At 73.2% G+C, this 26,253-nt stretch carries 29 protein-coding genes; 17 read left to right on the forward strand and 12 right to left on the reverse strand.

Annotated elements, in window-relative coordinates; translation table 11 throughout:
* Positions 1-22 precede the first annotated feature (22 nt).
* Positions 23-613 carry a GNAT family N-acetyltransferase gene (locus GRQ65_RS11360; RefSeq protein WP_160878082.1) on the forward strand — a complete coding sequence of 197 codons (591 nt, stop codon included), beginning with the start codon at positions 23-25 and terminating at the stop codon, positions 611-613.
* Here the strand turns inward: GRQ65_RS11360 and GRQ65_RS11365 are convergent.
* The gene (locus tag GRQ65_RS11365; RefSeq protein WP_160878083.1) at positions 553-1,389 is read right to left on the reverse strand and encodes a hypothetical protein; all 837 of its coding nucleotides are present in this window, start codon (positions 1,387-1,389) and stop codon (positions 553-555) included. The two genes, GRQ65_RS11360 and GRQ65_RS11365, sit on opposite strands and share 61 nt — an antisense overlap.
* Before the next feature lie 219 nt (positions 1,390-1,608).
* Here GRQ65_RS11365 and GRQ65_RS11370 point away from each other — a divergent pair, with 219 nt between their 5' ends.
* Entirely contained in the window at positions 1,609-3,366 is a 1,758-nt protein-coding gene (locus tag GRQ65_RS11370) for an N-acetylmuramoyl-L-alanine amidase (protein WP_160878084.1), read from the forward strand.
* A gap of 133 nt (positions 3,367-3,499) precedes the next feature.
* On the opposite strand, the gene GRQ65_RS11375 is transcribed toward GRQ65_RS11370, so the two are convergent.
* Positions 3,500-3,715 (reverse strand): hypothetical protein, encoded by a 216-nt coding sequence (locus GRQ65_RS11375; protein ID WP_160878085.1) that lies wholly within the window; start codon positions 3,713-3,715, stop codon positions 3,500-3,502.
* A 48-nt stretch (positions 3,716-3,763) separates the two neighbouring features.
* Here GRQ65_RS11375 and GRQ65_RS11380 point away from each other — a divergent pair, with 48 nt between their 5' ends.
* A complete protein-coding gene (locus GRQ65_RS11380) occupies positions 3,764-4,024 on the forward strand; it encodes a DUF4229 domain-containing protein (RefSeq protein WP_160878086.1) in 261 nt (86 codons plus the stop codon).
* A 37-nt stretch (positions 4,025-4,061) separates the two neighbouring features.
* On the opposite strand, the gene GRQ65_RS23400 is transcribed toward GRQ65_RS11380, so the two are convergent.
* Positions 4,062-4,196 carry a hypothetical protein gene (locus GRQ65_RS23400; protein WP_272917658.1) on the reverse strand — a complete coding sequence of 45 codons (135 nt, stop codon included), beginning with the start codon at positions 4,194-4,196 and terminating at the stop codon, positions 4,062-4,064.
* Between the two features lie 48 nt (positions 4,197-4,244).
* Positions 4,245-5,120, reverse strand: a complete 876-nt coding sequence (locus GRQ65_RS11385) for a 1,4-dihydroxy-2-naphthoate polyprenyltransferase (protein ID WP_160878087.1) — start codon at positions 5,118-5,120, stop codon at positions 4,245-4,247.
* A gap of 44 nt (positions 5,121-5,164) precedes the next feature.
* On the opposite strand from GRQ65_RS11385, the gene GRQ65_RS11390 reads away from it, so the two are divergent.
* The 3 genes from GRQ65_RS11390 to menD are packed head-to-tail and all read left to right on the forward strand — an operon-like array spanning position 5,165 to position 8,704.
* A complete protein-coding gene (locus GRQ65_RS11390) occupies positions 5,165-6,187 on the forward strand; it encodes an AMP-binding protein (RefSeq protein WP_337191662.1) in 1,023 nt (340 codons plus the stop codon).
* Positions 6,188-6,206: 19 nt separating this feature from the next.
* The gene (locus GRQ65_RS11395) at positions 6,207-7,151 is read left to right on the forward strand and encodes an o-succinylbenzoate synthase (RefSeq protein WP_160878237.1); all 945 of its coding nucleotides are present in this window, start codon (positions 6,207-6,209) and stop codon (positions 7,149-7,151) included.
* Positions 7,148-8,704 carry a 2-succinyl-5-enolpyruvyl-6-hydroxy-3-cyclohexene-1-carboxylic-acid synthase gene (gene menD / locus GRQ65_RS11400; RefSeq protein WP_337191663.1) on the forward strand — a complete coding sequence of 519 codons (1,557 nt, stop codon included), beginning with the start codon at positions 7,148-7,150 and terminating at the stop codon, positions 8,702-8,704. The genes GRQ65_RS11395 and menD overlap by 4 nt, the downstream gene beginning before the upstream one ends.
* A 4-nt stretch (positions 8,705-8,708) precedes the next feature.
* Here menD and GRQ65_RS11405 read toward each other — a convergent pair whose 3' ends face one another.
* Positions 8,709-9,335 carry an alpha/beta hydrolase gene (locus GRQ65_RS11405; RefSeq protein ID WP_160878088.1) on the reverse strand — a complete coding sequence of 209 codons (627 nt, stop codon included), beginning with the start codon at positions 9,333-9,335 and terminating at the stop codon, positions 8,709-8,711.
* Positions 9,336-9,363: 28 nt separating this feature from the next.
* Here GRQ65_RS11405 and GRQ65_RS11410 point away from each other — a divergent pair, with 28 nt between their 5' ends.
* From GRQ65_RS11410 to GRQ65_RS11420, 3 genes are all read left to right on the forward strand, one after another.
* On the forward strand, positions 9,364-9,681 hold the full coding sequence (locus GRQ65_RS11410) for a hypothetical protein (RefSeq protein ID WP_160878089.1): 318 nt from the start codon (positions 9,364-9,366) through the stop codon (positions 9,679-9,681).
* A gap of 102 nt (positions 9,682-9,783) precedes the next feature.
* The gene (locus tag GRQ65_RS11415) at positions 9,784-11,655 is read left to right on the forward strand and encodes a Na+/H+ antiporter (RefSeq protein ID WP_202387967.1); all 1,872 of its coding nucleotides are present in this window, start codon (positions 9,784-9,786) and stop codon (positions 11,653-11,655) included.
* A 184-nt stretch (positions 11,656-11,839) separates the two neighbouring features.
* Positions 11,840-12,868 carry a type IV toxin-antitoxin system AbiEi family antitoxin domain-containing protein gene (locus GRQ65_RS11420; RefSeq protein ID WP_160878091.1) on the forward strand — a complete coding sequence of 343 codons (1,029 nt, stop codon included), beginning with the start codon at positions 11,840-11,842 and terminating at the stop codon, positions 12,866-12,868.
* Between the two features lie 82 nt (positions 12,869-12,950).
* Here GRQ65_RS11420 and GRQ65_RS11425 read toward each other — a convergent pair whose 3' ends face one another.
* Genes GRQ65_RS11425 through GRQ65_RS11435 form a run of 3 tightly spaced genes read right to left on the reverse strand, consistent with a single transcriptional unit; the run spans position 12,951 to position 15,188 of the window.
* Positions 12,951-14,132 carry a cytochrome P450 gene (locus GRQ65_RS11425; protein WP_160878092.1) on the reverse strand — a complete coding sequence of 394 codons (1,182 nt, stop codon included), beginning with the start codon at positions 14,130-14,132 and terminating at the stop codon, positions 12,951-12,953.
* Positions 14,129-14,665: a gamma carbonic anhydrase family protein gene (locus GRQ65_RS11430; protein ID WP_160878093.1), complete on the reverse strand. Its 537-nt coding sequence runs from the start codon at positions 14,663-14,665 to the stop codon at positions 14,129-14,131. Before GRQ65_RS11430 ends, GRQ65_RS11425 begins: the two co-directional genes overlap by 4 nt.
* A 10-nt stretch (positions 14,666-14,675) precedes the next feature.
* A complete protein-coding gene (locus GRQ65_RS11435) occupies positions 14,676-15,188 on the reverse strand; it encodes a GNAT family N-acetyltransferase (protein WP_160878094.1) in 513 nt (170 codons plus the stop codon).
* Positions 15,189-15,206: 18 nt separating this feature from the next.
* Between GRQ65_RS11435 and GRQ65_RS11440 the strand changes: the two genes are divergently transcribed.
* The gene (locus tag GRQ65_RS11440; RefSeq protein ID WP_160878095.1) at positions 15,207-15,845 is read left to right on the forward strand and encodes an MBL fold metallo-hydrolase; all 639 of its coding nucleotides are present in this window, start codon (positions 15,207-15,209) and stop codon (positions 15,843-15,845) included.
* A gap of 13 nt (positions 15,846-15,858) precedes the next feature.
* On the opposite strand, the gene GRQ65_RS11445 is transcribed toward GRQ65_RS11440, so the two are convergent.
* From GRQ65_RS11445 to GRQ65_RS11460, 4 genes are all read right to left on the reverse strand, one after another.
* Positions 15,859-16,587: a sulfotransferase-like domain-containing protein gene (locus GRQ65_RS11445; RefSeq protein WP_202387968.1), complete on the reverse strand. Its 729-nt coding sequence runs from the start codon at positions 16,585-16,587 to the stop codon at positions 15,859-15,861.
* Complete coding sequence (locus GRQ65_RS11450) at positions 16,584-17,522, reverse strand: aminotransferase class IV (RefSeq protein WP_160878096.1); 939 nt, start codon at positions 17,520-17,522, stop codon at positions 16,584-16,586. The genes GRQ65_RS11445 and GRQ65_RS11450 overlap by 4 nt, the downstream gene beginning before the upstream one ends.
* Positions 17,523-17,646: 124 nt before the next feature.
* Positions 17,647-18,927 carry an isochorismate synthase gene (locus GRQ65_RS11455; RefSeq protein ID WP_160878097.1) on the reverse strand — a complete coding sequence of 427 codons (1,281 nt, stop codon included), beginning with the start codon at positions 18,925-18,927 and terminating at the stop codon, positions 17,647-17,649.
* Positions 18,928-19,034: 107 nt separating this feature from the next.
* Positions 19,035-19,958, reverse strand: a complete 924-nt coding sequence (locus GRQ65_RS11460; protein ID WP_160878098.1) for a L,D-transpeptidase family protein — start codon at positions 19,956-19,958, stop codon at positions 19,035-19,037.
* Between the two features lie 89 nt (positions 19,959-20,047).
* On the opposite strand from GRQ65_RS11460, the gene GRQ65_RS11465 reads away from it, so the two are divergent.
* From GRQ65_RS11465 to nuoF, 7 genes are all read left to right on the forward strand, one after another.
* On the forward strand, positions 20,048-20,737 hold the full coding sequence (locus GRQ65_RS11465) for a demethylmenaquinone methyltransferase (RefSeq protein WP_160878099.1): 690 nt from the start codon (positions 20,048-20,050) through the stop codon (positions 20,735-20,737).
* A 327-nt stretch (positions 20,738-21,064) separates the two neighbouring features.
* A complete protein-coding gene (locus tag GRQ65_RS11470) occupies positions 21,065-21,424 on the forward strand; it encodes an NADH-quinone oxidoreductase subunit A (RefSeq protein WP_160878100.1) in 360 nt (119 codons plus the stop codon).
* Positions 21,425-21,438: 14 nt separating this feature from the next.
* The gene (locus GRQ65_RS11475) at positions 21,439-21,993 is read left to right on the forward strand and encodes a NuoB/complex I 20 kDa subunit family protein (protein ID WP_160878101.1); all 555 of its coding nucleotides are present in this window, start codon (positions 21,439-21,441) and stop codon (positions 21,991-21,993) included.
* Positions 21,990-22,751: an NADH-quinone oxidoreductase subunit C gene (locus GRQ65_RS11480; RefSeq protein ID WP_160878102.1), complete on the forward strand. Its 762-nt coding sequence runs from the start codon at positions 21,990-21,992 to the stop codon at positions 22,749-22,751. Before GRQ65_RS11475 ends, GRQ65_RS11480 begins: the two co-directional genes overlap by 4 nt.
* Entirely contained in the window at positions 22,751-24,109 is a 1,359-nt protein-coding gene (locus tag GRQ65_RS11485) for an NADH-quinone oxidoreductase subunit D (RefSeq protein WP_160878103.1), read from the forward strand. Before GRQ65_RS11480 ends, GRQ65_RS11485 begins: the two co-directional genes overlap by 1 nt.
* On the forward strand, positions 24,106-24,909 hold the full coding sequence (nuoE, locus tag GRQ65_RS11490; protein ID WP_160878104.1) for an NADH-quinone oxidoreductase subunit NuoE: 804 nt from the start codon (positions 24,106-24,108) through the stop codon (positions 24,907-24,909). The genes GRQ65_RS11485 and nuoE overlap by 4 nt, the downstream gene beginning before the upstream one ends.
* Positions 24,906-26,252, forward strand: coding sequence for an NADH-quinone oxidoreductase subunit NuoF (nuoF, locus tag GRQ65_RS11495; RefSeq protein WP_160878105.1), 1,347 nt, complete (start codon positions 24,906-24,908; stop codon positions 26,250-26,252). The genes nuoE and nuoF overlap by 4 nt, the downstream gene beginning before the upstream one ends.
* The last annotated feature ends 1 nt before the right edge of the window (position 26,253 follow it).

The raw sequence follows: 26,253 nt of genomic DNA on the forward strand, positions 1-26,253 counted from the left end.
CGGGGCGGCTGGCGCACGACGCATGACGGCTCTGGCGCGGCCCGACGTCGCCCTGTGCGACTCCTGGGCCGTGGCCATGGCCGAGCTGCACCGAGAGGGGACCCACGTCCACGGCTCCGGGCTCTGGCTGCTGCCCGAGGACGAGCGCTGGGACCTGACGCCCGAGGGGTGCGCCCGGCTGGTGCAGGTGCTGCGCGCGGCCGTGGCGCCGCCGTCGGACCCGGAGAGCGATGACGTCCCCTGCGAGTTCTCCTGGGTCGTCGAGGAGGGTGGTGCCGAGGACGGTCGACCGGTGGTCGTCGGGGTGCTCGCGCTGCGCCTCGGCCTCAACCAGTGGCTGCTGGAGCACGCCGGTCACGTCGGCTACAGCATCGCGCCCTCCCATCGGGGGCGGGGACACGCCTCGCGGGCCCTCGCGCTCGCCGTACGCCGCGCGGGCGAGCTCGGTCTCGACCGGCTCCTGGTGACCTGCGACGACGACAACCTCGCCTCCGCCGCGACGATCGAGTCCGGCGGGGGAGTCCTCGAGGACGTGCGCGGCCTCAAGCGGCGCTACTGGATCGACACCTCTGCGTCCTCGGCACCGACCCCGGCGCCGACCCCGGGGCGGTAGGCCCGCAGGACCCGCATGAACTCCTCCGGGTCGACGAGCGAGGCGTCCACGACGAGCGGCTCGCCCTCGCGGCGCGGGAAATCCACCCGCCACCCGCGTCGACCGGGCCGTCCGTGCACCTCCACGACGGTGTAGTCGCCGGCGAGGTCGACGACGTCGCGGCGGTTGCCGCGCACGACCTCGAGCTGGCCGAGCTGGACGCGCAGCCGCGCGGGCGAGGCGCTCGCGCGCACCGCCCACAGGGTCAGCGTGGCCACGGCCGCGATGACGACGAGGCCCACGCTCGTCGAGTCGGTCCGAGACCCGGCGAGCGCCTCCACCAGGGCCCAGACGGTGACCGCCGCGGCGGCCGCCGTCACCGCGCTCAGCAGCCGCCGGGTCCCGCGCCGGGGAGCGAAGACGTGGTCCGCGCGTACGCCGGTAGGAGCGGGCGCGGAGGGCTGCGGGGCGTCGGGCTCGGGGTCGACATCCGCTTCGGCCCGGGCTGCGGGGTCGGGGTGCGGCTCTTCCACGTGGGCGGCGGCCGTCGGCTCGAGGGAGCGCAGGACTGCCGCTGTCACCGCCTCGCGCAGGCTCGCTCCCTCGGGCGCGGGCGACGTCTCGGGCGCCGGCTCGCCCCGGTGGCGCCCGCCGGCCGTCGTGACGGGTGCTGTGACGGGCGTCGGCGGGGCGGGAGCGGGCTCGGGTGCCGGGACGCCCGCGTCGTCGGCGGTGGTGTCCCGGTGAGCCAGCCAGCGCCCGAGCAGGTCGTGCTGCGGTGGCAGGGGATCGGCCATGCTTCCACGGTAGGGACGTGCGGGCCTCGTGTCCGGCGTTCGCTGCGGGCTCAGAGAGACCGCGACCCAACCGAGTGCCCTCGGGCACCGTCGAACGAGTGTCGCGTCGGCGTCGGGTCCGGTCCTCGCCCCTCCCGTTCATCCGATCGGGCGAACGAGGCGCGTTCGCTGGGCAGGGCGGCCGATGATGTGGTGTCATGAGTGACAGGTGAGACTGAAGTGACTGACAACGACGCTCCGGGTGCGATCAGAACCCGACGCCGCTCCTTCCTGCGCGCCGCGACGGCCACGGTCGTCGGGGCCGGCGCAGTGACGGGAGCCGGTGTCGGCATCCTCCACACCGTCAAGCCGGGCGAGAGCCTCGGCGGACGGCTGCGACTGCAGGGCGAGAGCGTGGGTGGGGTGGGCTCGCTCGAGCGCCCGCTGCGCGACCTCGGCCTGACCTCGCCCCGACCGGGGGAGTGGGTGACGCCCGAGCTCGACACCTCCACGGTCTCGATGCTGGGCTTCACGTGGGCCGCCCCCCGTGGGTCGGCCGCTCAGCAGGCGCAGCGCGAGCCGGCGATCTGGGTGCGGCTGCGCACCCGACGCGGCTGGGGCCTGTGGCGTCCGGTGCCGCTCCTGCAGGACGGTCCCGACCCCGCCGCCGAGGGCCGCGGGCGCCGCGGCACGTCCCCGCTGCTCATCGATCCGGTCGACGGCCTGCAGGTGCGGGTCGGGCGGCACCTGCCCCGCGACATCTCGCTGACCCTGCTGCACTCCGAGCCCACGCTCGCCGACTCGCGCGTGGTCGCGGCACGACGGGCGCCGATCGTGCCGCCGCAGGCCGGTCGGACCGAGGCTGCGCCGCCGATCCTCAGCCGGGCCCAGTGGCAGGCCGACGAGTCGTGGCGCTCGGGCTCGCCGACGTACGACACCACGATCGTGCAGGCCCACATCCACCACACCGCGACGTCCAACGGCTACGCCGCCTCGGCGGTGCCGGCGATGATCCGGAGCATGTACAAGTACCACACCAAGTCCCTGGGGTGGTCCGACATCGGCTACAACTTCCTCGTCGACCAGTACGGCGCGATCTGGGAGGGTCGCTACGGCGGCGTCGACCAGGTGGTGCGCGGCGCGCACACCCTCGGGTTCAACAACGACTCGACCGGCTTCTCCATGATCGGCAACTTCGAGACCACCGCGCCGACCCCGGCGCTGCTCAGCTCCGTCTCCGCGTTGGCCGGGTGGAAGCTCGGCCTCTACGGCCGCGACCCCAACGGCATCGCCTCGGTCGTCTCGACCGGCAGCGACAAGTTCCCGCGCGGGCGCACCGTGTCGCTCCCCGTCATCGACGGTCACCGCGACACCAACGACACCGCCTGCCCCGGCACCAACGTCTACAACGCGCTGCCGCAGATCCGGGCCGGCGCGGCGGGCACCATCGCCGCCGCGACCATCAAGCTCAAGAAGGACTACGCCATCTCGGGCACCCCGGTGGTCGGCTCGGTGCTGACCGCCGACGGGGGCAAGTTCAAGCCCGCCGAGACCGCGGTGACCTTCCAGTGGACCCGGGCCGGCGTCGCGATCGACGGCGCGGTCGCCCAGACCTACCAGCTCACCGAGGCCGACATCGGCCAGGTCGTGGGCTGCGTCGTCAGCGGCAGCCTCCCGGGCTCAGCTGCCGTGCAGCAGGGCGTCTCGATCTCGGGCGGCGTCGCCTCGGTGCCGACGCTCGCGGTGCGCACCCAGCGCAAGCCCGGCGGCAAGGCGATCATCCACGTCGAGGTGACTGCCCCCGGCGTCGCGCTCCCCGACGGCACGATGACGGTCCGCGTCGGCAAGGGCTCGCGCACCGTGACGCTCAAGAAGGGCAAGGCGGTCGCCCGCTTCGTCGGGCTCAAGCCGGGTCGCTACCGGGTGCGCTGCCAGTACGCCGGCGGCACGTTCGTCGTGGCCGGCAAGAAGCGCGACTGGGTCCGCATCCCCGGCTGAGTCGTCTGGCCCTGGACCGGGTGGTTTCGAGACAGGACTTCGTCCTTCCTCAACCATCGGACTGCACCACTGCCGGTTGAGGAGGCCCGCCAGGGCCGTCTCGAAACCGCCTGCGGCGTGACCTCCGGGGACGCTAGGACGCAGGGGCGTCAGGGTCCTCGGGGTGCCGGCGCTTGCGGTCCAGGTCGCGCAGGAAGTCCTCGTCGTCGTCGGGGCCGACGGGGCGGGCCGGAGGACGGGGCTCGGTGCGGCGGCGTACGGGCCTGGCCACCCCGCGGCGCTCGATCACGCGGATCAGCGCGTAGGTCGCCACGGCGAAGAGCAGCACCACGAGCAGGACCTTGAGCACGTCTCCAGGTTATGCGCCGGGTGGTTGGCCGCACGTAGGCTCGGAGGCATGAAGGAGTTCGTCGTCTACACCGCGCTGCGGCTGCTGATGTTCGGCGCGACCTTCGGGGTCGTCATCGGCGTGTGGCAGGTCGTGACGGGCGAGATCACGAGCGCCGACGTCTTCTGGGCGGTGCTGATCGGGTTCGTGGTCAGCGGGATCGGGTCGTACTTCCTGCTCAACGCCCAGCGCGAGGCCTTCGCGCGCCGCGTCGACGAGCGGGCGAGCCGGAGCATGCAGCGGATCCAGGCCAAGGAGGACGTCGACTGACGTCCCGCGCGGCGCCGGCGGAGCTCAGAGGGGACTCTCAGTCGCGGCGCTTGTCGAGGCGGCGGGAGACCCGCGCCTCGGACTGGCCGAGGACCTTGGCCAGCAGCGGCACCCGGTTGCGCCAGGCGAGGTAGGCGACGACCACCAGTGCGATGAAGATGATGAAACCCATGCGGCCAGCCTACGGAGGCGGCCCAGGGCCGCTCGTCTCCCGAGCGGCTCAGCCGCGGAGCATCAGCGGCACGGCGACCAGCACCGCCCACACCAGCTCCGCGACGCCGGTGGACTGCAGCACGGGGATGAGCGCCGGGCCGACGGCGCCGCCGAGGACCGTGCCTACGCCGGGCAGTGCGGGGGCGAGGAAGCCGAGCCCGAGCAGGGCCCACCAGGTCGTCGAGACACCGACGGCCACGACCGCCGCCGCGGCCGCCAGCACGAGCAGCAGGTAGAGGGCGCGGGTGCGGTCGGCGCCGAGCAGGACGGCCAGCGTGCGCTTGCCGGCCTCGGTGTCGGTGGGGATGTCGCGCAGGTTGTTGACCACGAGGATCGCGCAGGCCAGCGATCCGATGCCGACGGCCGCGAACAGCGCCGGCCACTCCCACGTCTCGGTCTGCACGTAGGTCGTGCCGACGACCGCGACGAGGCCGAAGAAGACGAAGACCATGACCTCGCCGAGACCGAGGTAGCCGTAGGGCTTCGAGCCGCCGGTGTAGTACCACGCGGCCAGCACCGACACGAGCCCGACGGCGACCAGCCACCACGCCGTGGTCGCCGCGAGGACGAGACCGGCGACGCCGGCGACCCCGAAGGCAAGGAACGCCGCGCGCCTCACCGCGGCCGGGGTGGCCGCGCCCGAGCCGACCAGGCGCATCGGGCCGACCCGCGCGTCGTCGGTGCCGCGGATGCCGTCGGAGTAGTCGTTGGCGTAGTTGACCGCCACCTGCAGGGCCAGGCTCACCACGAGCGCGAGCAGCGCCTTCCACCACACCGCACCGTCGACGTACGCCGCGACGCCGGTGCCGGCGAGCACCGGCGAGACCGCGGCAGGCAGGGTGCGCGGTCGCGCTCCCTGCACCCACTCGCCTGCACTCGCCACGAGGGCTGATCCAAGCACGCCCGCGGCCTCACTACCGTGACGGGGTGGAGCTGCGCGGGACGACGGCCGAGGTGGTGGCGGCGCTGGGCGAGTGGGTCGTCGGCACCGACGACGAGCCGCTGCTGGTGGAGACGTCCGGGTCGACGGGGCGGCCCAAGCGCGTCGTGCTGTCGCGCCGGGCGGTGCACGCCTCGGTCGCGGCCACCGCGCGGCGGCTCGGCGGCGAGGGTCGCTGGCTGCTCGCCCTGCCCGCGGCGTACGTCGCCGGTGCGCAGGTCGTGTGCCGCTCGGTGCTGGCGGGCGCGGAGCCGGTGGTGCTGGAGGGGACCCCGTTCGCGGAGGCCGCGGCGCGCTGCGACTACGTCTCGCTGGTGCCGACGCAGCTGCTGCGGATGCTGGAGGGTCGCGCCGACGACCTCGACGCGCTGCGGGGGATGCGCACGGTGCTGCTCGGCGGCGGCCCGGTCGACCCGGCCCTGCGCGCACGGGCGGCCGAGCTCGGCGTGCGCGTCGTGGCGACGTACGGCTCGGCGGAGACGGCGGGCGGCTGCGTCTACGACGGCGTGCCCCTCGACGGCGTCGCCGTCGCGACCGAGCGCGACGGCCGGCTGCGCGTCAGCGGGCCGACCCTGTTCGACGGCTACGACGGTGACCCCGAGCTGACGGCGCGGGTGCTGGTCGACGGCTGGTTCCGCACCGAGGACGCCGCCCGCATCGACGAGGACGGGCGGCTGCAGCTGCTCGGCCGACTCGACGACGTGGTGGTGACCGGCGGCGTCAACGTGCCGGCGCCCGCGGTGGCGCGGCGGCTGCGCGAGCACCCGGCGGTGCGCGAGGCCGAGGTGCTCGGGGTGCCCGACGAGGAGTGGGGCAACCGGCTGGTGGCGTTCGTCGTCGTCGACCCGGCCGGCTACGACCTCCCGCTCGACGAGGTCCGGGCCTGGGTCGCCGAGGCGCACCCGCGTTCGTGGGCGCCGCGCGAGCTCGTGCGCCTCGACGCGGTGCCGCTGCTGGCCAACGGCAAGACCGACCGGATGGCCCTGCGCCGGCTCGCCGCAGGCTCGTAGGGTCGGAGGCGTGAGCGAGGTGCGGGTGTGGTCGGTGCCCCTGCGCACCCGGTTCCGCGGCATCACCGTCCGCGAGGGCGCGCTGGTGCGCGGCGAGGCCGGCTGGGGCGAGTGGAGCCCGTTCCTGGAGTACGACGACGAGGTGGCCGAGCCGTGGCTGCGCTGCGCGCTCGAGGCCGCCGCCGGCGACTGGCCGGCCGCCGTGCGCGACACCGTGCCGGTCAACGTCACCGTGCCCGCCGTCGGAGCCGAGCGGGCCCACCGCATCGTCTCCGCCGGCGGCTGTCGCACCGCCAAGGTCAAGGTCGCCGAGCCGGGCCAGACGCTGGCCGACGACCAGGCGCGGCTCGAGGCCGTGCGTGACGCCCTCGGCCCGTCGGGCCGGATCCGGGTCGACGCCAACGGCGGCTGGTCGGTCTCCGACGCGGTGGCCGCGCTGCGGGTGCTGGAGGTCGCCTCCGGCGGGCTGGAGTACGCCGAGCAGCCGTCCGCATCGGTCGAGGAGCTCGCCGAGGTGCGCCGCCGGGTCGACGTGCCGATCGCCGCCGACGAGTCGATCCGCCGTGCCGCCGATCCCTACCGCGTGCGCGACCTCGAGGCCGCCGACGTCGCCGTGCTCAAGGTGCAGCCGCTCGGTGGCGTGCGGGCCTGCCTGCGCATCGCCGAGGACATCGGACTCCCCGTCGTCGTGTCGTCCGCGCTCGAGACCTCGGTCGGCATCGCGGCCGGCCTCGCCCTGGCCGGAGCGCTGCCGGAGCTGCCCTTCGCGTGCGGCCTCGCCACCGTCCAGCTGCTGACCGACGACGTCGTCGACGCGCCGCTGCTGCCGGTCGACGGCGAGCTGCCGGTGCGGGTGCCCTCGATCGATCTCGCTGCGCTCGAGCGGCTCGCCGCGCCGCCCGACCGGGTCGCGCACTGGCAGGCGCGGCTGGCCGCGGTGCGGGGTCTGGGGGCGGTCCGGTGAGCGCGACCGACGTCGCCCGCTCGGTCGTGCTCGCGCTCGTGCGCGCCGGGGTGCGCGAGGTCGTCGTCGCGCCGGGTTCGCGCAACGCCCCGCTCTCCTTCGCGGCGTACGACGCGGCCGAGGCGGGGCTGCTGCGCCTGCACACCCGCATCGACGAGCGCACCGCGGCGTTCCTGGCCCTCGGGCTCACCAGGGGCGGCTCGCGCGCGGCCGTCGTGTGCACCTCGGGCACCGCCGTCGCCAACCTCCACCCCGCCGTCCTCGAGGCGTGGCACGCCGGCGTGCCGCTCGTCGCCGTGACCGCCGACCGGCCCGCCCGGCTGCGCGGCACCGACGCCAACCAGACGACCGACCAGATGGGGCTGTTCGGGCCCCAGGTCGCGACGCACGACCTCGACACGGTGCTCGACGACCTCCCCGCTGCCGACGGTCCCCTCCACCTCAACGTGCAGCTCGACGACCCGCTCGTGCCGCCCGACCGGTGGCACCCCGACGCGGTGCCGGCGGCGCCCCCGCCGCCGCGGCCCGCCGAGCCCGTGGGCACGACCGTCCCGCTCGGACCGCGCACCGTGGTCGTGGCCGGTGACGACGCCGGCCCCCGTGCGCGTCGGCTGGCGGCCGCGGCCGGCTGGCCGCTGCTCGCCGAGCCGTCGAGCGGGTCGCGCACCGGCCCGGCGCTGCGCACCTACCGCCTGTTGCTGGGCTCCTCCCTCGGCGCGGACGTCGAGCGGGTGGTGGTGTTCGGCCACCCGACGCTCTCGCGTCCGGTCGCGCAGCTGCTCGCCCGCGCCGAGGTGCTCGACGCCGAGCCCACCACCCGCGCGTACGCCGCCACGTTGGTCGCCGATCCCGTCGTCGACGGCCCCGACGACCCCGCCTGGCTCGAGGCCTGGCAGCGGGCCGACGCCTCGGTCTCCCGCCAGCTCGACGCTCTCCTCGACGCCGAGGAGGCGCGGGGCGGGCTCACCGGCCTGCACGTCGCCCGGGCGGTCGGCCGCGCGCTGCCGCCCGGTGGCCACCTCGTCGTGGGCGCCTCCAACCCCGTCCGCGACCTCGACCTCATGCAGCCGGCCTACGACGTCGGCAGCCGGCGCAAGACCATTGCCAACCGCGGCCTCGCCGGCATCGACGGCACCGTGTCGACGGCGATCGGCGCCTCGCTCGCGCGGCGCGAGGGCAACCGCAACCTCGCGCTCATGGGCGACGTGACGTTCCTGCACGACGCGGGGGCGCTCGTGATCGGCCCCGACGAGCCGCGCCCCGACCTGACCGTCGTGGTGGCCAACGACGACGGCGGCTCGATCTTCGCCACCCTCGAGCAGGGTGCGCCCGAGCACGCGCACGCCTTCGAGCGCGTCTTCGCCACGCCCCACGGTGTCGACCTCGCCGCGCTCTGCCAGGCGACCCGCACCCCGCACTGGCGCGTCGACTCCGCTCCCGAGCTCACCCACGCGCTCGACTCGCCCGCCGGCGGCGTCGAGGTCGTCGAGGTGCGGGTCGACCGCTCCCGGCGCCGTGCCCTCGACGAGGCGGTCCGGGCGCTGCGGCCCTGACCCGTCAGGCCAGCTGGTCGGCGAGGCGCAGCACGGCGTCGGTGACCCGGTCGGGATCGACGAGCTGGTGCAGGTGGCCGCCGTCGAAGACCTCCACCGGCCAGCCGAGCTCGCGTGCCCGCGCCGTCTCCTCGGCGTACGTCGCACCGAAGGCGAGGTAGGCGCACCGACGCGACTCCCACCCGGCCGGTGCCTCGACCCGGCCCTCGGCGTACGACAGGGGGAGGCGGGGGACCTCCGCCTCGACCTCCGCGCGGGTGAGGTCGTCGGGGAAGAGCGCGGCGACGTCCTCCTCGGGCCACCACCGCGTCCACGGTGGCAGCAGGCCGTCCGCGTCCGCGACCCCCCGCAGGTGCTGCGCGAGGTCGGACGGCACAGTCGGGGTCGACCCGGTGCCGGCGGGCAGGGCCGCATCGACGAAGACGGTGCCCACCGCGTCGAGCCGTGCGGCGAGGCCCGGCGCCCAGAGTCCCGCGCCGCTGTGCGGCACCAACAGGGGCCGGCGGACCTCGCACGGCTCGCGGGGGTCCTGCACGCGGACGTCGCGGCCGGCGTCGTGCAGCCGCTCGGCGACCGGCGCCCACGTGCGCGGACCGACCCAGGGGCTGTGCAAGAGCCTGACGGGTGTCACGGCTCCCACCGTAGGGAAGGAGGGGCCCGTGCCCACTCCTGACGGCGTGATCCCCTACGTCGACCACCACGACGGCCCCAAGCGCGTGCTGACCCTGCACCTCACCAGCGGCAACTCACTGGCCAAGGGACAGGTGGCGCCGATCGTGTCGATCGACGGGCGGCAGTACGTCGTCTACTGGGGCGCCGTCGCCTTCGAGGTGCCGGCCGACCGCGCCTGCCACCTCAGCGTGCACGTCGAGGCCGACCGGATGACCCAGCACGCCTCGGCCCTGCTGACTCCCGGCGCCGACCTCGCGCTCACCTACGCCACGGACTACATGAGCGGCGTCGGCTCCCTGCGCTGAGCCCGTCTCGGAGTACGGCTCGGGGTCCGTCCCGTATTCCCGGTGTCGGCTGTTTGCGCCGAGAGCGGACGGGCTGGGTCAGCCCCGCCCTGACCGTCCAGAATGCAGGACGTGGAGATCACCCTGCTGCTCTGCGGCCTGGCGGTCGGCGTGCTCACGTGCACCTGGCTGGCGGAGCGGATCGACGTCCCCGCGCCGTTCGTGCTGATCGTCGCGGGCATCGTGGCGTCGTACGTCCCCGGCGTACCGCAGATCGAGCTCACCGAGGACGTCGTCCTCTACGGCCTGCTGCCGCCGCTGCTGTACGCCGCCGCGCGGCAGACCTCGCTCGTGGACTTCAACGCCAACCGGCGCCCGATCCTGCTGCTGTCGGTGGGCCTCGTCGCCTTCACGGCGTTCGGCGTGGGGCTGGTGACGCACCTGCTCCTGCCCGGCGTCTCGTGGCCGATCGCGCTGGCCATCGGCGCCGTCGTCGCGCCGCCGGACGCGGTGGCGGCCACGGCGATCGGTCGCCGCATCGGGCTGCCGCGGCGCATCGTGACGATCCTCGAGGGCGAGTCGCTGCTCAACGACGCGACCGCGCTGGTCTTCCTCGGCACGGCGCTCGGCATCGTCGCCGGCGACGGCTTCGACCCCGCGATGGTCGGCGTCGACTTCGTCGTGGCCGCGGGCGGAGGGGTGCTCGTCGGCTTCGTGCTGTTCCTGCTGGTCGCCAAGGTGCGCCGCCGCCTCGACGACCCGGTGCTCGACAGCGGCGTCTCCCTCGTGGTGCCGTTCGCGGCGTACGTCCTCGCCGAGCACGTGCACGCCTCCGGCGTCATCGCCGTCGTCATCGCCGGCCTGCTGCTCGGCCACAAGGCGCCGGTGCTGCAGTCCGCGCAGTCGCGGATCGCCGAGCGGCTCAACTGGCGCACGATCTCCTTCGTCCTGGAGAACGCCGTCTTCCTGCTCATCGGCCTCCAGGCCCGGTGGATCATCGAGGAGGCCGGGGCCGGTCCCGTCGGCAACGGCCGGATCGCGCTGGTCTGCCTCGCCACGCTGGTCACGGTCGTCGCGCTGCGGCTGCTCTGGGTGTTCCCGGCGCGCTACGCCATCGTGCGGCCCGGCGGCGACGCGGCCGGCCACCGGCCGCCGCCGTCGTACACCTTCATCCTGGGGTGGGCCGGCATGCGTGGCGTGGTCACCCTCGCGGCGGCGTTCGTCATCCCCGAGGACACCCCGAGCCGCGAGGTGCTGCTGATGATGGCCTTCACGGTGGTGTTCGGGACGCTCTTCGTGCAGGGCCTCTCCCTGCCGTGGATCGCGCGCCGCCTGCGAGTGCCCGGCCCCGACCCCGCCGAGGACGCGCTCGCCCGCGCGACCCTGCTGCAGCAGGCGTCGAAGGCTGCGATGCACCGCCTCCACGACCTGGAGTACGACGACCCGCAGAACGTCGTCGACCTGATCCGCCAGCGCCTCGACCAGCGCAACTTCGCCGCCTGGGAACGCCTCGGCACCGTCGCGGACCGCGAGTCGCCGTCGGAGACCTACGCCCGCGTGCGTCTCGAGCTCCTCGAGGCCGAGCGCGAGCGCGTGCTCGAGATCCGCTCCGCCGGCACCGTGCCCTCCGAGGTCGTCGCCGACGTGCTCGCCCTGCTCGACGTCGAGGAGTCGATGCTCGACATCGCGACCGACGAGCGCCGCGACCTGCGCGAGACCCTCTCGGCCCGGCGTACCGGCGACGTCTGCGACGACCTGGTCGACCACCCCGCCGTCGAGACCGACCCCGCCCCCGTCTGCCAGGCCTGCCTCGACGAGGGCCTCTCCTGGGTCGCCCTGCGCCAGTGCCTCGAGTGCGGCGAGATCGGCTGCTGCGACTCCTCGACCGGTCAGCACGCCACCGCGCACTTCCACGAGACCACGCACCCCGTCATGCAGTCCGCCGAGCCCGGCGAGGACTGGCGCTGGTGCTACGTGCACCACCTCACCGCCTGACCCCCGGACCCGCCCCGCGCGATCCGCTGTAACGCGGAGTTGGAGCTGCTCCCGACCCGTTGCAACGGGTCGAGACCGTCTCCAACTCCGCGTTACAGCTGGGCGGAGGAGGCGGCGGGCGGCGTTGTCCACAGATCGCCGAACGGCGGGTTCGGGGCGGGCCGAGCGCGGCACGCTCTCGGCCATGCTCAGTCCGTCCGTCACCGCAGCGATGGCTCGCCAGCGCGGCCTGATTCTGCGCCGACAGTTGGTCGAGTCCGGCCTCGGCCTCGACGACATCACGCGCAAGGTCCGCACCGGTGCGCTGGTGGCGGTGCGCCGCGGCGTCTACACCGCCCCCGATGTCTGGGCCGCGGCCGACGTGCGCCGCGGACGGCCGCTGCTCCGCGCGTACGCCGCCAGCCTGAACATGAGCGTCCCGCACCTGCTCAGCCACGAGTCGGCCGCCCTGGCGCACGGGATGGACGTCATGAAGGTCGAGAGCGAGCTCGTGCACATCACCCGGTTCGGGGTGCAGGGCTGCCGCAAGCGGCACGGCGTCTGCCACCACCTCGCACCCTTCGAGCCGTGGCAGATCGTCGAGGTCGACGGCGTACCGATGCTCGACCGGGCACGCACCGCGCTCGACATCGCTCGGAACCACGGCCAGACCGGGCTGGCGTTCGGTGTGGTCGCCTGCGACTCGGCCCTGCGCCTCGGCACTCGCCGCGACGAGCTCGACGCGGCTCTGGCGCCGATGCGTTGCTGGCCCAACGTCACGGTGGCACGTGAGGCCGTCGCGCTGTCGGACGCCGGCTCCGACAGCGTCGCCGAGTCTCTCGGTCGTCTGGTGCTGACGGGTCTGGGTGTCGGCCCCGTTCAGACGCAGTTCGGGCTCCGCGACGGGGACAAGGAGGCATGGGTCGACCTGCGGGTCGGGCGTCACCTGGTCGAGGTCGACGGGAAGGTCAAGTACCAGCGCGACGGTCTCGCCGACCGTCCAGCCGAGGAGGTCGTCTGGGAGGAGAAGAAGCGGCAGGACTGGATCTGCGCCTTGGGGTTCGGCATGTCGCGGCTCGTCTGGGCCGACCTCGTGCCCGAGCGTCGAGCCGTCACCTCGGCACGGCTGCTCCGCGAGGTCGAGTCCACGCGACGCCGGTTCGGCGACGACCTCGGCGACGTGGCGTCGTACGTCGTGCCCGGGCCGCGTCCGCGTCGTCCCCGCGCGTCATGACGCCTCCCCCGCCCCGCTGTAACGCGGGGTTGGTGACGGTCCCGACCCGTTGCAACGGGTCGGGAGCACCACAAACTCCGCGTTACAGCGGGGCGGTCGGGGTGGGGGTGAACCGGAGGGGGAACGAGAGCGCGCCGGTGTTGCCGGAGACGGGGAGCCAGGTGCCGGGGCCGTCGGGGGTGGCGTGGGGCATGGCGCGGGCGAGGGCGGGGAGGGCGACGGCCATGTCGGTGCGGGCGACGAAGTGGCCGAGGCAGTGGTGGATGCCGGCGCCGAAGCCGAGGTGCGGCGGGCGCGACGCCGTGATGTCGAACGACGGGTCCGGGGTCGAGCGCGGGTCGGTGCCGGCGCTGTGCGACAGCACCTGCACGATGCCGCCGCGCGGGATCGCGAGCCCCTCGAACACCACGTCCTCGACGGCCTCGCGGGTCACCCAGGTGACGGTCGGGTTGACGCGCATCACCTCCTCCACGGCAGACGCGCCGAGCTCGGGGCGCTCGGCGAGCAGCGCCCACTGGTCGGGGTGGGCGAGGAGGGTCTGCAGGGCGAGGCCGAGCTGGTTGCGGGTGGTCTCCATGCCCGCGAACGCGAGGAACACCAGCGCCACCGACAGCTCGCGGTCGGTCAGCGACTCGGCCGAGACGAGCGTGGTGACGAGGTCGTCGCGTGGGTGGGCGCGGCGGTCGGCGACCACCTCGTCGACGTACGCCGACAGCCCGGCGAGCGCGGCCTCGATGCGCGGCGCCTGCCGCCCGACGTCGATCGAGAACGACGCGCCGAGGTCGTCGGCCCAGCGGGCGACCTGGGGCCAGTGGTCCTGCGGCAGCCCGAGGAGCAGGCAGATGATGCGCGAGGCGTAGGGCTCGGCGAACTCGTGCACGAACTCCACCCGCCCCGTCGGCGCGAACGACGCGATCAGCTCGGCGGCGATGGACCGGAACGCCGGCACGAGGTCGCTCACGGCCTTCTTGCGGAACGCCGGCACCATCAGCCGCCGGATCCGCGCGTGGTCGTCGCCCTCGAGCGAGAGCAGGGTCTCCTGCCACCAGTCGGAGAAGAGGCCGGAGTGGATGCCGTTCTGCGCGGGCCAGCGGGCATTGCCCTGCCGGAAGCGCCGGTCGCGCAGCAGCAGGCTCGCCTCGGCGTGGCGGAGCACGGCCCAGCCCCAGGTGGTCTCGACGTACCAGTCCCGCTCGCGGGCCTCGTGGACGACCGACGAGGTGACGTCGAACGCCGGGTCGCCGAGGTCGAACCGGGTGGTCACGAGCCCGAGGACCCGGGAGTGAACCCGGCCAGGTAGCGCCGCGCCAGCTCCTGGTAGGCACCGGGGTTGCGGGCGATCCACTCCTCGGCACTGGTGCCCTCGATCGGGCCCATGACGCGCACGGGCGTGCCGATGGCGAACACGCCCTCGGGCAGCTCGGTGCCGGGCGTGACGAGCGCGCCGGCGCCGACCAGGGTGCGGGCACCGACGACGGCGCCGTCGAGCACGACCGAGCCGTTGCCGATCAGCGCCTCGGCCCCGATCGTGCAGGCGTGGACGACGCAGCGGTGACCGATCGTCGCGCCGGCGCCGATCTCGGTGCCGTGCTGGGCCGAGCTGTGCAGCACCGAGCCGTCCTGCACGTTGGCCCCCTCGCGCACGACGATCGGGCCGAGGTCGGCGCGCAGCACCGCGCCGAACCACACCGAGGCGCCCGCCTCGACGGTCACGTCGCCGACCAGGTCGGCGCTCGGCGCGACGAACGCGGTCGGGTGGACGGTCGGGGCCTTGCCCTCGAACGTGTGCAGCGGCATGGACCAGAAGTTAGACCCCGGCGCGCACCATCCGCAGGTGGCGTCCGTCGTCGAGCTCGTCCTCGGTGCCGTCGAGTCGGAACCCCTGCCGCTCGTAGAACCCGATCGCGCGCTCGTTGCCCGCGAGCACCCACAGGTACGCCGCCCGGTCGCCCACGACCTGCTCGAACAGCGCGAAGCCCACGCCCGTGCCGTACGCCGAGGCGCGCACGTACAGCGCCCACAGTTCGAGCGAGACGTCGACGTCGTTGTCGCGCGCCGGCCCGGCCGTGGCGAAGCCCACCAGCCCTCCGGGCTCGGAGGACGACGCGTCGACCGCCAGCCAGGTCGTCTCCTCGGCGTCGGTGAGGATCTCGCGCCACCGCTCGACACGGCGGTCGAGGTCCGAGCGACGTGACTCGAGCACGCCCGGCGGCATCAGCCCGGTGTAGGCGTCGTCCCACACGGCGAGGTGCAGGTGGGTCAGCGCCTCGGCGTCGTCGGGGGTGGCGGGGCGCAGCGTGACGCCGTCGGGGAGGGCCATCCGTGCAGACTAGGACGCGTGCGGATCACGAAGTTCGGCCACGCCTGCGTCCGGATCGAGCACGAGGGCACGGTGCTGGTGCTCGACCCGGGGATGTTCACCCAGCCCGAGGCCGTCGACGGTGCCACCGCGGTGCTGATCACCCACCTGCACCCCGACCACTACCTCGCCGACCACCTGCGCCGCACCGACGCGCCGGTCTTGACCGTCGCCGACCTCGCCGCGCAGATCGGCGAGGAGGCACCCGACGTCGCCGAGCGGGTGACGACGGTCGGGCCGGGCGAGCGCTTCGACGCCGGGCTGCCCGTGACCGTGGTGGGGGAGCGGCACGCGGTGATCCACCCCGAGCTGCCGGTCCCCGACAACGCCGGCTACCTGTTGACCGTCGGCGACACGACCGTCTACCACCCCGGCGACGCGCTCGCCGTCCCCGAGGAGCCGGTCGACCTGCTGCTCTGCCCCTCGTCGGCGCCGTGGCTGCGCAGCGAGATGGCGGTCGAGTTCGTCCGGGCGGTCGGGGCGCCGCGCAACCTCGCCATCCACGACCGGATCTACACCGAGGCCGCCCACGGCATCCTCGCCCAGCAGATGGAGACCCTCGTCGGACCGCGCGGCCAGGAGTGGCTGCGGATCACCGACGGGGAGGACCTGGCCTGACCCTGCGCTGACCTCAGACGAGCCGCAGGCTGCGCTCGCGCAGCGCGTCGTACGCCGGCCGGCAAGCCTCGGCGACCGCGGCGTCGTGCGGGCTGAGCTCGACGACGCGGGGGCGGTGGGGCTCGAACCCGGTCGAGGCGAGCACGGCGTCGTACCAGTAGGGCGCCCACACGCCGTCGGAGTCGCGCGGGCCGGCCGGCCACGACAGCATCGAGGCGTAGAACGGGATCTCGAGCCAGTCGCAGAACCAGCGCAGGTGCGTCTCGGGGTCGCGCAGGAAGTCGCCCGAGTCGACGACCGGCACGTCGAGGCCGGCGTCGTCCCACTGCTCGAGCAGCCACTGCTGCTGCAGCAGCCCGATGTCCTCGGGCTCGCACGCCTCGCGCGAGCGCACGTAGGACGCCACCACCTCGGCGGGGTCGCGGATCAGCAGCACGTTGCGGAACGCCGTCGTCCACTCCACGTCGCTGCCGATGTCGACGTGGTGGGCCATGTGCTTGGCGTAGTGCACGCTCACGCCGTCGGGCAGCCGGGCGTGCAGCTCGGTGACCGCCTCGTCGAGGTCGGTCGGCTGCGCGGCCAGCACCTCCTCGCGGCCGGGGTGGTCGATGCCCGTGCGGGCGAGGTACGCCGCGTAGAGCGGCTCGTCGACGACGACGGTGTCAGGGCGGTTCTCCCAGGCCCGCATCATCGCGGTCGAGATGTTGCGCGGCCCCGACCAGCCGCCCACCCGGGTCGTCACGCCTTCCCCCGACGGACGAGGTCCTGGCGCACCCAGTCGGCGTACAGCTCCTGCAGGCGGGTGACGACCGGGCCACGGGTGCCCGAGCCGATGGTGCGGCCGTCGACCGAGCGCACCGGCGAGACGCCGGCGAAGGTGCCGGTGCAGAACGCCTCCTGCGCGCTGTAGACGTCGGTGAGGCTGAAGGTCTTCTCGTACGCCGGGAGGCCGGCCGCCCGGCTCATCGCGAGCACGTTGGAGCGGGTGATCCCGGCCAAGCAGAACCGGCCGTCGGAGGTCCAGATCTCCGGGTCGTCGGGGGTGCCCTTGACGATGAAGAAGTGGGTGCTGTTGCACGTCGCGACGAACCCGTGCGGGTCGAGCATGAGGGCCTCGTCGGCGCCCGCGGTGTAGGCCTGGATGCAGGCGGTGATGTCGTTGAGCTTGCTGTGGGCGTTGAGCTTCGGGTCGAGCGTGTCGGGCGTCGCGCGCCGCACGTGGGTGGTGAAGAGCGCCAGCCCCTGCTCGGTCGTCGCCGGGGTCGGGAGCTTGTGCTCGGCGATGATCACCACCGTCGCCGGGCCGATCGTGACCCGCGGGTCCTGGTAGGGCGTGGACTTCACCCCGCGCGTGACCATCAGCCGCACGTGGACGCCGTCGGTCATGTCGTTGCCGCGCAGGGTCTCGTAGACCGCGGCCTCGAGCTCCTCGCGGGTCATCCCGATGTCCATCATCAGCGCCGTCGCACCCTCGAACAGCCGGTCGAGGTGCTGGTCGAGGAACGCCGGGTGGCCGTCGTACACGCGCAGGCCCTCCCAGACCCCGTCACCGAGCACGAACCCGGAGTCGAAGACGCTCACCACCGCCTGCGCCTTCGGCTTCAGCTCGCCGTTGACCCAGACCAGGATGTCGGCGTTGCGCTCGTCGGGCTGGTGGTCCTGGGCTCCGGTCGGCATGCGCCCGACCCTAGACGTCGCCGTCGGAACCCCAGCAGATGCTGGTACCGCCAACGTTCTGGGGTGTTGCAACACCCCAGAACGTCAGGAATCCCAGCAGATGCTGGGATTCCGACACCTCGGCTCAGCGGGTGAGGGCGTCGCGGACGGGCACGAACTTGCCCTGGGTCTCGGCGAGCTCGGCTTCGGGGTCGGAGTCGGCGACGATGCCGCAGCCGGCGAAGAGGCGGACGGTGCGTCCCTCGACCGACGCCGAGCGCAGGGCGATGCCCCACTCGCCGTCGCCGTCGGCGTCCATCCAGCCGACGGGGCCGGCGTAGCGGCCGCGGTCCATGCCCTCGAGCTCGGCGATGAGGCGCGTCGCGGTGGCGGTGGGGGTGCCACCGACGGCCGCGGAGGGGTGCAGCGCTGCGACGAGGTCGAGCGAGGAGACGGTGCGCGAGTCGTGGACGACGCCGGCGACGTCGGAGGCGAGGTGCATGACGTTGGGCAGGTGCAGGACGAACGGCGCCTCGGGCACGTTCATCGACGAGCAGTGCGGCTCGAGCGCCTCGGCGACCGAGCGGACGGCGTATTCGTGCTCCTCGAGGTCCTTCGACGAGCGGGCCAGCCGGGCGGCCAGGTGCAGGTCGCGCGCGTCGTCGCCGGTACGACGGATCGTGCCGGCCAGCACGCGCGAGGTGACCAGGCCGCGCTCGCGGCGCACCAGCAGCTCGGGGGTGGCACCGAACATGCCGTCGACGTGGAAGGTCCAGCAGGTGGGGTAGAGCTCGGCGAGGCGGCGCAGCGGCCAGCGGACGTCGACGGGCTCCTCGGCGGTGGCGACGAGGTCGCGGGCGAGCACGACCTTCTCCAGCTCGCCGGCGGTGATGCGGGCGACGGCGTCGGCGACGCGGCCCATCCACTGCTCACCGTCGAGGGCACCGTCGGCGAAGGTGACGCCCACCGGTGCGGGCGGGGTGGTGGCCAGCTCGAGGCGGCGGTCGAGCATGTCGAGACCGCCGCGCGAGGACACGGTGGTGAGCCAGGCGCGCTCGCCGCGGCGGCCGAGGATCACCTCGGGCACGACGAGCGTCGACTCCTCGGCGCTGTCGTCGGAGAACGCGAACGTCCCGAACGCCACCAGGCCGCTGCCCGGCTCGTCGACGTCGCTGCGCACGATCGCGCGCTCGGTGAGCTCGCGCCACCAGGCGTCGGCCTCGGCGAACCGGTCGGCGCCACTGGTGCGCAGCCGCGCGGCCACCCCGCACCCGACGAGGCCGTCGCCGCGACGCAGCCACGTGACGGGGTGGTCCTCCGGGACGAGGTCGACCAAGGGGGCGTCGGCGGGCAGCTCCAGCTCGACGGTGCGCACGACGAGGGGGCTCGCGGCCCCCCGTGCGACGTCCGTGATCTGGCTGCTCACAACACTCGAGCGTACCCACGGGTACGCCGGGCGGCCGAGTCCGCACGCGGTGAGATCGGCGACACCGGTGCAGGTCAGCGGCAGGTCAGCAGCGGGCCAACGGCAGGTCAGGACCAGTAGACGACGACCGAGTCACCGACCTGCACCTGGTCGAACAGCCGCGCCACGGCCTCGCGGTCGCGCACGTTGACGCAGCCGTGGGAGGCGCCGGAGTAGCCCCGTGCGGCGAAGTCGCTGGAGTAGTGCACGGCCTGCCCGCCGGAGAAGAACATCGCGTAGGGCATGGCCGTGTCGTAGAGCGACGAGACGTGGTCGCGGCTCTTGGACTCCACCGAGAAGGCGCCCTCGCGGGTCGGGGTGTACGCCGAGCCGAACCGCACGTCGACCGTCTCCCGCACCTGCCCGTCGACGACCCAGCGCAGGGTGCGGCTCGACTTGTCGACGCACAGGACGCGCCCGGTCTCGCACCGGGCGTCCAGCGCGCCGGGCACGTTGACCCCGGGCTGGGCGAGGTTGTGCAGGACCTCGTACGACGGCTCGGCGGTCATGGCGTGCAGTCGGTCGAGCGTGCGCTGGTCGACCGCGCCGGTCACCGGGATCTCCCGCTTGGCCTGGAACCCGCGCACGGCCTCGGCGGTGACCTCGCCGTAGGTGCCCGTGACGTCGCCCGAGAACCACGCGATCGCCTTGAGCCGCGCCTGGAGGTCGCGGACCTCGTCGCCCTCGGCCCCCGACGCGAGCAGCGCCGGGCCGGGCTCGAGGGTCGGGGCCGGCTCGGGAGTCGGGACGACGCTCGGCGTGGGTGCGGCGACCGGGGTCGGCGTCACGGCCGGTGTGGGGGCCGCGGTCGGCGTCGGGACCGGGGCGGGCGTGGGTGCCGCCGAGGGAGACGGGCTCGCCTGCACGGCCGAGGCCTCGACGCGGATGTCGGGCCCGGTGGGCAGTCGCAGGGCGGAGGCGACGCCGACCGCGGCGGCGGCGAGGAGGAGGGCGGTGAGCAGGCCGAGGCCCGCGCGACGAGCAGCGGTCACAACATGGCTCCTGGGGAAGAGAGTGGAGTCGACACCACCTTGACGCCCGCGGAGGTCGGCTGGTTGCCGACACGCCCTAAGGTTCGAGCGTGGCCCGTGCCGACCTCGACAAGCAGCCCGCCGACGTCCAGCGGATGTTCGACGCGGTGGCGAAGCGCTACGACCTGACCAACGACGTCCTCTCGATGGGTCAGGACCGCCGCTGGCGCCACGACGTCATCCGCGCCGTCGACCCGCAGCCGGGGGAGCGGGTCCTCGACCTCGCGGCCGGCACCGGCACCTCGAGCCAGCCCTTCGCCGACCGCGGCGCGACGGTCGTCCCGTGCGACTTCTCGATCGGGATGCTCCGCGTCGGCAAGCAGGCGCGTCCGGCACTGCCGTTCACCGCGGGAGACGGCACCCGGCTGCCGTTCGCCGACGACACCTTCGACGCGGTCACGATCTCCTTCGGGCTGCGCAACATCGTCGACCCGGCCGCCGGCCTGCGCGAGCTGCGCCGCGTCACCCGCCCCGGCGGGCGCCTGGTCGTCTGCGAGTTCAGCCACCCGACCTGGTCGCCGTTCCGCACGGTCTACGTCGAGTACCTCATGAAGGCGCTGCCCCCGATCGCCCGCGCGGTGTCGTCCTCGCCCGACGCCTACGTCTACCTCGCCGAGTCGATCCGCGCCTGGCCCGACCAGGCCGGGCTGGCCGCGATGATCGCCGAGGCCGGCTGGCAGCGCCCCGAGTGGCGCGACCTCACGGGCGGCATCGTCGCCCTGCACCGCGCCACCGCCTGAGGCGAGCGCCTCGTAGCGGGTGGTTTCGAGACGGTCCTGGCGGACCTCCTCAACCGCCGGGCCCGGTGGTTGAGGAAGGACGAAGTCCTGTCTCGAAACCACTGTCCGGGTGACGCGGCTTCGAGACGGTCCGGGCGGACCTCCTCAACCACCGGGGCCGGCAATTACCACACGCTCACGTGACCTATATCCGCAGGTCAACGGCGGGGTCCCCCCGGCGTGACGCAGATCGCGCCGAGTGGCAGGATGAGGTCCGCGCCACTTAGTGATCGCATTCACAAGTTCACGGGGCACACCTGACGGGCACGGTGAAGGGAAGCGCTGCTGATGGACCTCTACATCCCAGTCCTCGCGCTGGCCGCTCTGGCCTTCTTGTTCGCGGCCGGGTCGGTCGTGATGAGCAGCCAGACCGGGCCCAAGCGCTACAACCGCGCCAAGCTCGACAGCTACGAGTGCGGCATCGAGCCGACGCCGCAGCCGGTGGGTGGCGGTCGCTTCCCGGTGAAGTACTACATCACGGCGATGCTCTTCATCGTCTTCGACATCGAGATCATCTTCCTCTACCCGTGGGCCGTGCACTTCGACGCCATGAAGCTCTTCGGTCTGGTCGAGATGGTCATCTTCATCGCCACCGTCTTCGTCGCCTACACCTACGTGTGGCGCCGTGGCGGGCTGGACTGGGACTGACGGGAACCACGCACATGGGTATCGAGGAGAAGCTCCCCAGCGGCGTCCTGCTGACGACCGTCGAGGGCGTCGCGGGCTACATGCGCAAGGCGTCGTTCTGGCCGGCGACGTTCGGCCTCGCCTGCTGCGCCATCGAGATGATGACCAGCGGCGGGCCCAAGTACGACCTCGCCCGCTTCGGCATGGAGGTCTTCCGGGCCAGCCCCCGCCAGGCCGACCTGATGATCGTGGCGGGCCGGGTGAGCCAGAAGATGGCCCCGGTCCTGCGCCAGATCTACGACCAGATGGCCGAGCCCAAGTGGGTGCTCGCCATGGGCGTGTGCGCCAGCAGCGGCGGCATGTTCAACAACTACGCGATCGTCCAGGGCGTCGACCACGTCGTGCCGGTCGACATGTACCTCCCCGGCTGCCCGCCGCGCCCGGAGATGCTCATCGACGCGATCCTCAAGCTCCACGACCAGGTGCAGTCGCGCCCGATGGGCGCCAACATGCGCGAGCGCATCGAGCAGCGCGAGAACGACGCCCTCAAGGCGCTGCCGACCTCGGAGATGAAGGGGCTCCTGCGATGAGCAGCGGCGGCCAGGAGGACCCGATCAAGGGCGACAAGGGCCCCTCGCAGTCGGCGCTCGAGGAGTCGCCGGAGAACGCCCCGGCCAGCCTCGACCCCGAGGTGCAGGTCGTCGGCGCGCGCCAGGGCATGTTCGGCGTGCGCGGCAGCGGCGACACCAGCGGGTACGGCGGGCTGCGCCAGCCGGTGGTCTTCCCGGCGCCGAGCCGCCGTCCCTTCGAGGGCTGGCACGAGGAGGTCGCCGCGGCGCTCGACACGGCGCTCGCCGGTGCGGGAGTCGAGGCGCAGGCGGTCGAGGGCGTGGTGGTCCACCGCGGCGAGATCACCTTCCACGTGCGGCGCGAGGCCCTGCCCGCGGTCGCCAAGGCGCTGCGTGACGACCCGGCCCTGCGCTTCGAGCTCTGCTCCGGCGTCTCCGGGGTGCACTACCCCGACGACACCGGTCGCGAGCTGCACGCCGTCTACCACCTGCTGTCGATGACCTGGAACCGCCGCGTGCGCCTCGAGGTCACCGCTCCCGACGCCGACCCGCACGTGCCGTCCATCGTGGCGACGTACCCGACGATCGACTGGCACGAGCGCGAGACCTACGACATGTTCGGGCTGATCTTCGACGGCCACCCCGCGCTCACGCGCATCCTGATGCCGGACGACTGGCCAGGTCACCCCCAGCGCAAGGACTACCCGCTGGGCGGCATCCCCGTGGAGTACAAGGGCGGCACCATCCCGCCGCCCGACCAGCGACGGAGCTACAACTGATGAGCACCGACCAGCACGCCGACCAGCAGCAGGACCTCTACGCCGGCACCAACGAGACCACCGAGGGCCGCGTCTTCACGGTCACCGGCCAGGACTGGGACACCATCTCCCAGGGCGTGGCTGAGGAGGCCGACGAGCGCGTGGTGGTCAACATGGGGCCTCAGCACCCCAGTACCCACGGAGTGCTCCGACTCATCCTCGAGCTCGAGGGAGAGACGGTGACCGAGGCCCGCTGCGGCATCGGCTACCTGCACACCGGCATCGAGAAGAACATGGAGTACCGCTCCTGGGTGCAGGGCGTCACGTTCTGCACGCGCATGGACTACCTCTCCCCGTTCTTCAACGAGGCGACCTACTGCCTGGGCGTCGAGCGGCTGCTCGACATCGAGGACCAGGTCCCCGAGAAGGCCCAGGTCATGCGGGTCCTGCTCATGGAGCTCAACCGCATCTCCTCCCACCTCGTCGCCATCGCGACCGGCGGCATGGAGATCGGCGCGCTGACGGTCATGACGATCGGCTTCCGCGAGCGCGAGCTGGTGCTCGACCTGTTCGAGACCATCACCGGTCTGCGGATGAACCACGCGTTCATCCGTCCCGGCGGGGTCGCCCAGGACCTCCCGCCCAACGCGATCGGCGACCTGCGCGACTTCACCGCCCTGATGAAGAAGCGGCTGCCGGAGTACGCCGCGCTGTGCAACGCCAACCCGATCTTCAAGGGCCGTCTCGAGGGCGTCGGCCACCTCGACCTCGAGGGCTGCATCGCCCTGGGTCTGACCGGCCCCGTGCTCCGCAGCACCGGCTACCCCTGGGACCTGCGCAAGACCCAGCCCTACTCCGGCTACGAGGACTACGACTTCGAGGTCCAGACCTGGGACACGAGCGACTCCTACGGTCGCTTCCGGGTGCGCCTCAACGAGATGTGGGAGTCGCTCAAGATCGTCGAGCAGGCCACCGAGCGCCTCGCCGGCCTCGAGGGTGCGCCGGTGATGATCGGCGACAAGAAGATCGCCTGGCCCAGCCAGCTGGCCATCGGCAGCGACGGCATGGGCAACAGCCTCGACCACATCCGCCACATCATGGGCGAGTCGATGGAGGCCCTGATCCACCACTTCAAGCTGGTCACCGAGGGGTTCCGCGTGCCGGCCGGGCAGGCCTACGTGCCGGTCGAGTCGCCGCGCGGCGAGCTCGGCGCCCACGTGGTCTCCGACGGCGGCACCCGCCCGTTCCGGGCGCACTTCCGCGACCCGTCGTTCACCAACCTGCAGGCGACCAGCGTGATGAGCGAGGGCGGCATGGTCTCCGACATCATCGTGGCGATCGCCTCGATCGACCCCGTCATGGGAGGCGTCGACAGATGACACTCACCGCCGAGACGCACGCCGAGCTCCGGGAGATCGCGGCGCGCTACCCCGAGGCCCGCAGCGGCCTGCTGCCGATGCTGCACCTGGTGCAGTCGGTCGAGGGCCGTGTGACGGCCGAGGGCATCGAGGTCTGCGCCGAGCTCCTCGGCCTCTCCGCCGCCGACGTCAGCGGGGTCGCGACGTTCTACACGATGTACAAGCGCAAGCCGGTCGGCGACCACCACGTCGGCGTCTGCACCAACACGCTGTGCGCGGTCATGGGCGGCGACGCGATCTTCGAGCGGCTGAAGGACCACCTCGACGTCGGCAACGACGAGACCACCGCCGAGGAGCCGGGCAAGCGGAGCATCACGCTCGAGCACATCGAGTGCAACGCGGCCTGCGACTACGCCCCGGTGGTGATGGTCAACTGGGAGTTCATGGACAACCAGACGCCCCAGAGCGCCGTCCAGCTGGTCGACGACCTGCGCGCGGGGGTCGAGGTCACCTCCACCCGTGGACCGCGCCTGGGCACCTGGCGTGAGACCGAGCGCGTGCTGGCCGGCTTCCCCGACGGCCGCGTCGACGAGGGGCCGGGCGCCGGTCCGGCCTCCCTGGTCGGTCTCGGCATCGCCCGCGAGCGCGGCTGGTCCGCCCCCGAGGGCGAGGGCCGCCGTACCGACAGCACCACGAGTTCGCAGCCCGGCACCGAGCAGGGCGCAGCCCAGGAGTCCGACGACCGCGCGGCCGAGCAGGCCGCCGTCGAGGACGCCAGCCCGACGAGCACCACCGCGGCGGAGAAGGACGAGGCGAAGTGAGCGAGCAGCAGACCGAGCAGACGGCCGGACGCACGACCAACACCCTGACCCCGGTCCTCACCGACATCTGGGCCGACGAGCAGTCCTGGAAGCTCGACACCTACACGCGCCGCGGGGGCTACCGCGCCCTCGACAAGGCGCTGGGCATGGCGCCCGACGACATCATCACCGCGGTCAAGGACTCCGGGCTGCGCGGTCGCGGCGGTGCGGGCTTCCCCACCGGCATGAAGTGGTCGTTCATCCCCCAGGACAACCCGAAGCCGAAGTACCTCGTCGTCAACGCCGACGAGTCGGAGCCGGGCACCTGCAAGGACACCCCGCTGCTCATGGCCAACCCCCACGTCCTCGTCGAGGGCGTGATCATCAGCAGCTTCGCGATCCGCGCCAACAAGGCGTTCATCTACGTCCGCGGCGAGATCGTCCACGTCATCCGCCGGGTGCAGGCCGCGGTCGCCGAGGCGTACGCCGCGGGCCACCTCGGCAAGGACATCCACGGCTCGGGCTACGACCTCGACGTGGTGGTCCACGCCGGGGCCGGCGCCTACATCTGCGGCGAGGAGACCGCGCTCCTCGAGGGGCTCGAGGGCCGTCGCGGCCAACCCCGCCTGCGCCCGCCGTTCCCCGCGGTCGCCGGTCTCTACGCCAGCCCGACGGTCATCAACAACGTCGAGTCGATCGCCTCGGTCCCGAGCATCGTCGACAACGGCGCCGCGTGGTTCGCCTCGATGGGCACAGAGAAGTCCAAGGGCTTCGGCATCTTCAGCCTGTCCGGGCACGTCACACGCCCCGGGCAGTACGAGGCGCCGCTCGGCGTCACGCTGCGCGAGCTGATCGACCTCGCCGGCGGCATCCGAGAGGGACACGAGCTGAAGTTCTGGACCCCGGGCGGGTCCAGCACCCCGCTGCTGACCGCCGAGCACCTCGACGTCCCCCTCGACTTCGAGGGTGTCGCCTCGGTCAAGTCGATGCTCGGCACCCGGGCGCTGCAGCTCTTCGACGAGACCACCTGCGTGGTCCGCGCGGTGCTGCGCTGGACGGAGTTCTACAAGCACGAGTCCTGCGGCAAGTGCACTCCGTGCCGCGAGGGCACGTGGTGGCTCGTCCAGACGCTCTCCAACCTGGAGAAGGGCATCGGCCAGGAGTCCGACCTGGACCTGCTCGTCGACCAGTGCGACAACATCCTGGGCCGCTCGTTCTGCGCGCTCGGTGACGGCGCCACCAGCCCGATCACGAGCTCGATCCAGTTCTTCCGCGACGAGTACCTCCGCCACCTCACCGAGGGCGGCTGCCCGTTCGACCCGGCCCGGTCCACCCTCTTCGCCGACGAGCTGGAGATGGCGTAGC

The organism is Nocardioides flavescens (assembly GCF_009823805.1).
Lineage (GTDB): Bacteria > Actinomycetota > Actinomycetes > Propionibacteriales > Nocardioidaceae > Nocardioides > Nocardioides flavescens.

What these genes read in the sequence shown, in the direction of transcription:
- GRQ65_RS11360 (WP_160878082.1), top strand. Translation starts at nt 23, where the DNA reads ATGACGGCTCTGGCGCGGCCCGACGTCGCCCTGTGCGACTCCTGGGCC.
- GRQ65_RS11365 (WP_160878083.1), bottom strand. Translation starts at nt 1,389, where the DNA reads ATGGCCGATCCCCTGCCACCGCAGCACGACCTGCTCGGGCGCTGGCTG.
- GRQ65_RS11380 (WP_160878086.1), top strand. Translation starts at nt 3,764, where the DNA reads ATGAAGGAGTTCGTCGTCTACACCGCGCTGCGGCTGCTGATGTTCGGC.
- GRQ65_RS23400 (WP_272917658.1), bottom strand. Translation starts at nt 4,196, where the DNA reads ATGGGTTTCATCATCTTCATCGCACTGGTGGTCGTCGCCTACCTCGCC.
- GRQ65_RS11415 (WP_202387967.1), top strand. Translation starts at nt 9,784, where the DNA reads ATGCAGGACGTGGAGATCACCCTGCTGCTCTGCGGCCTGGCGGTCGGC.
- GRQ65_RS11420 (WP_160878091.1), top strand. Translation starts at nt 11,840, where the DNA reads ATGCTCAGTCCGTCCGTCACCGCAGCGATGGCTCGCCAGCGCGGCCTG.
- GRQ65_RS11430 (WP_160878093.1), bottom strand. Translation starts at nt 14,665, where the DNA reads ATGCCGCTGCACACGTTCGAGGGCAAGGCCCCGACCGTCCACCCGACC.
- GRQ65_RS11435 (WP_160878094.1), bottom strand. Translation starts at nt 15,188, where the DNA reads ATGGCCCTCCCCGACGGCGTCACGCTGCGCCCCGCCACCCCCGACGAC.
- GRQ65_RS11450 (WP_160878096.1), bottom strand. Translation starts at nt 17,522, where the DNA reads ATGCCGACCGGAGCCCAGGACCACCAGCCCGACGAGCGCAACGCCGAC.
- GRQ65_RS11470 (WP_160878100.1), top strand. Translation starts at nt 21,065, where the DNA reads ATGGACCTCTACATCCCAGTCCTCGCGCTGGCCGCTCTGGCCTTCTTG.
- GRQ65_RS11475 (WP_160878101.1), top strand. Translation starts at nt 21,439, where the DNA reads ATGGGTATCGAGGAGAAGCTCCCCAGCGGCGTCCTGCTGACGACCGTC.
- GRQ65_RS11480 (WP_160878102.1), top strand. Translation starts at nt 21,990, where the DNA reads ATGAGCAGCGGCGGCCAGGAGGACCCGATCAAGGGCGACAAGGGCCCC.
- GRQ65_RS11485 (WP_160878103.1), top strand. Translation starts at nt 22,751, where the DNA reads ATGAGCACCGACCAGCACGCCGACCAGCAGCAGGACCTCTACGCCGGC.
- nuoE (WP_160878104.1), top strand. Translation starts at nt 24,106, where the DNA reads ATGACACTCACCGCCGAGACGCACGCCGAGCTCCGGGAGATCGCGGCG.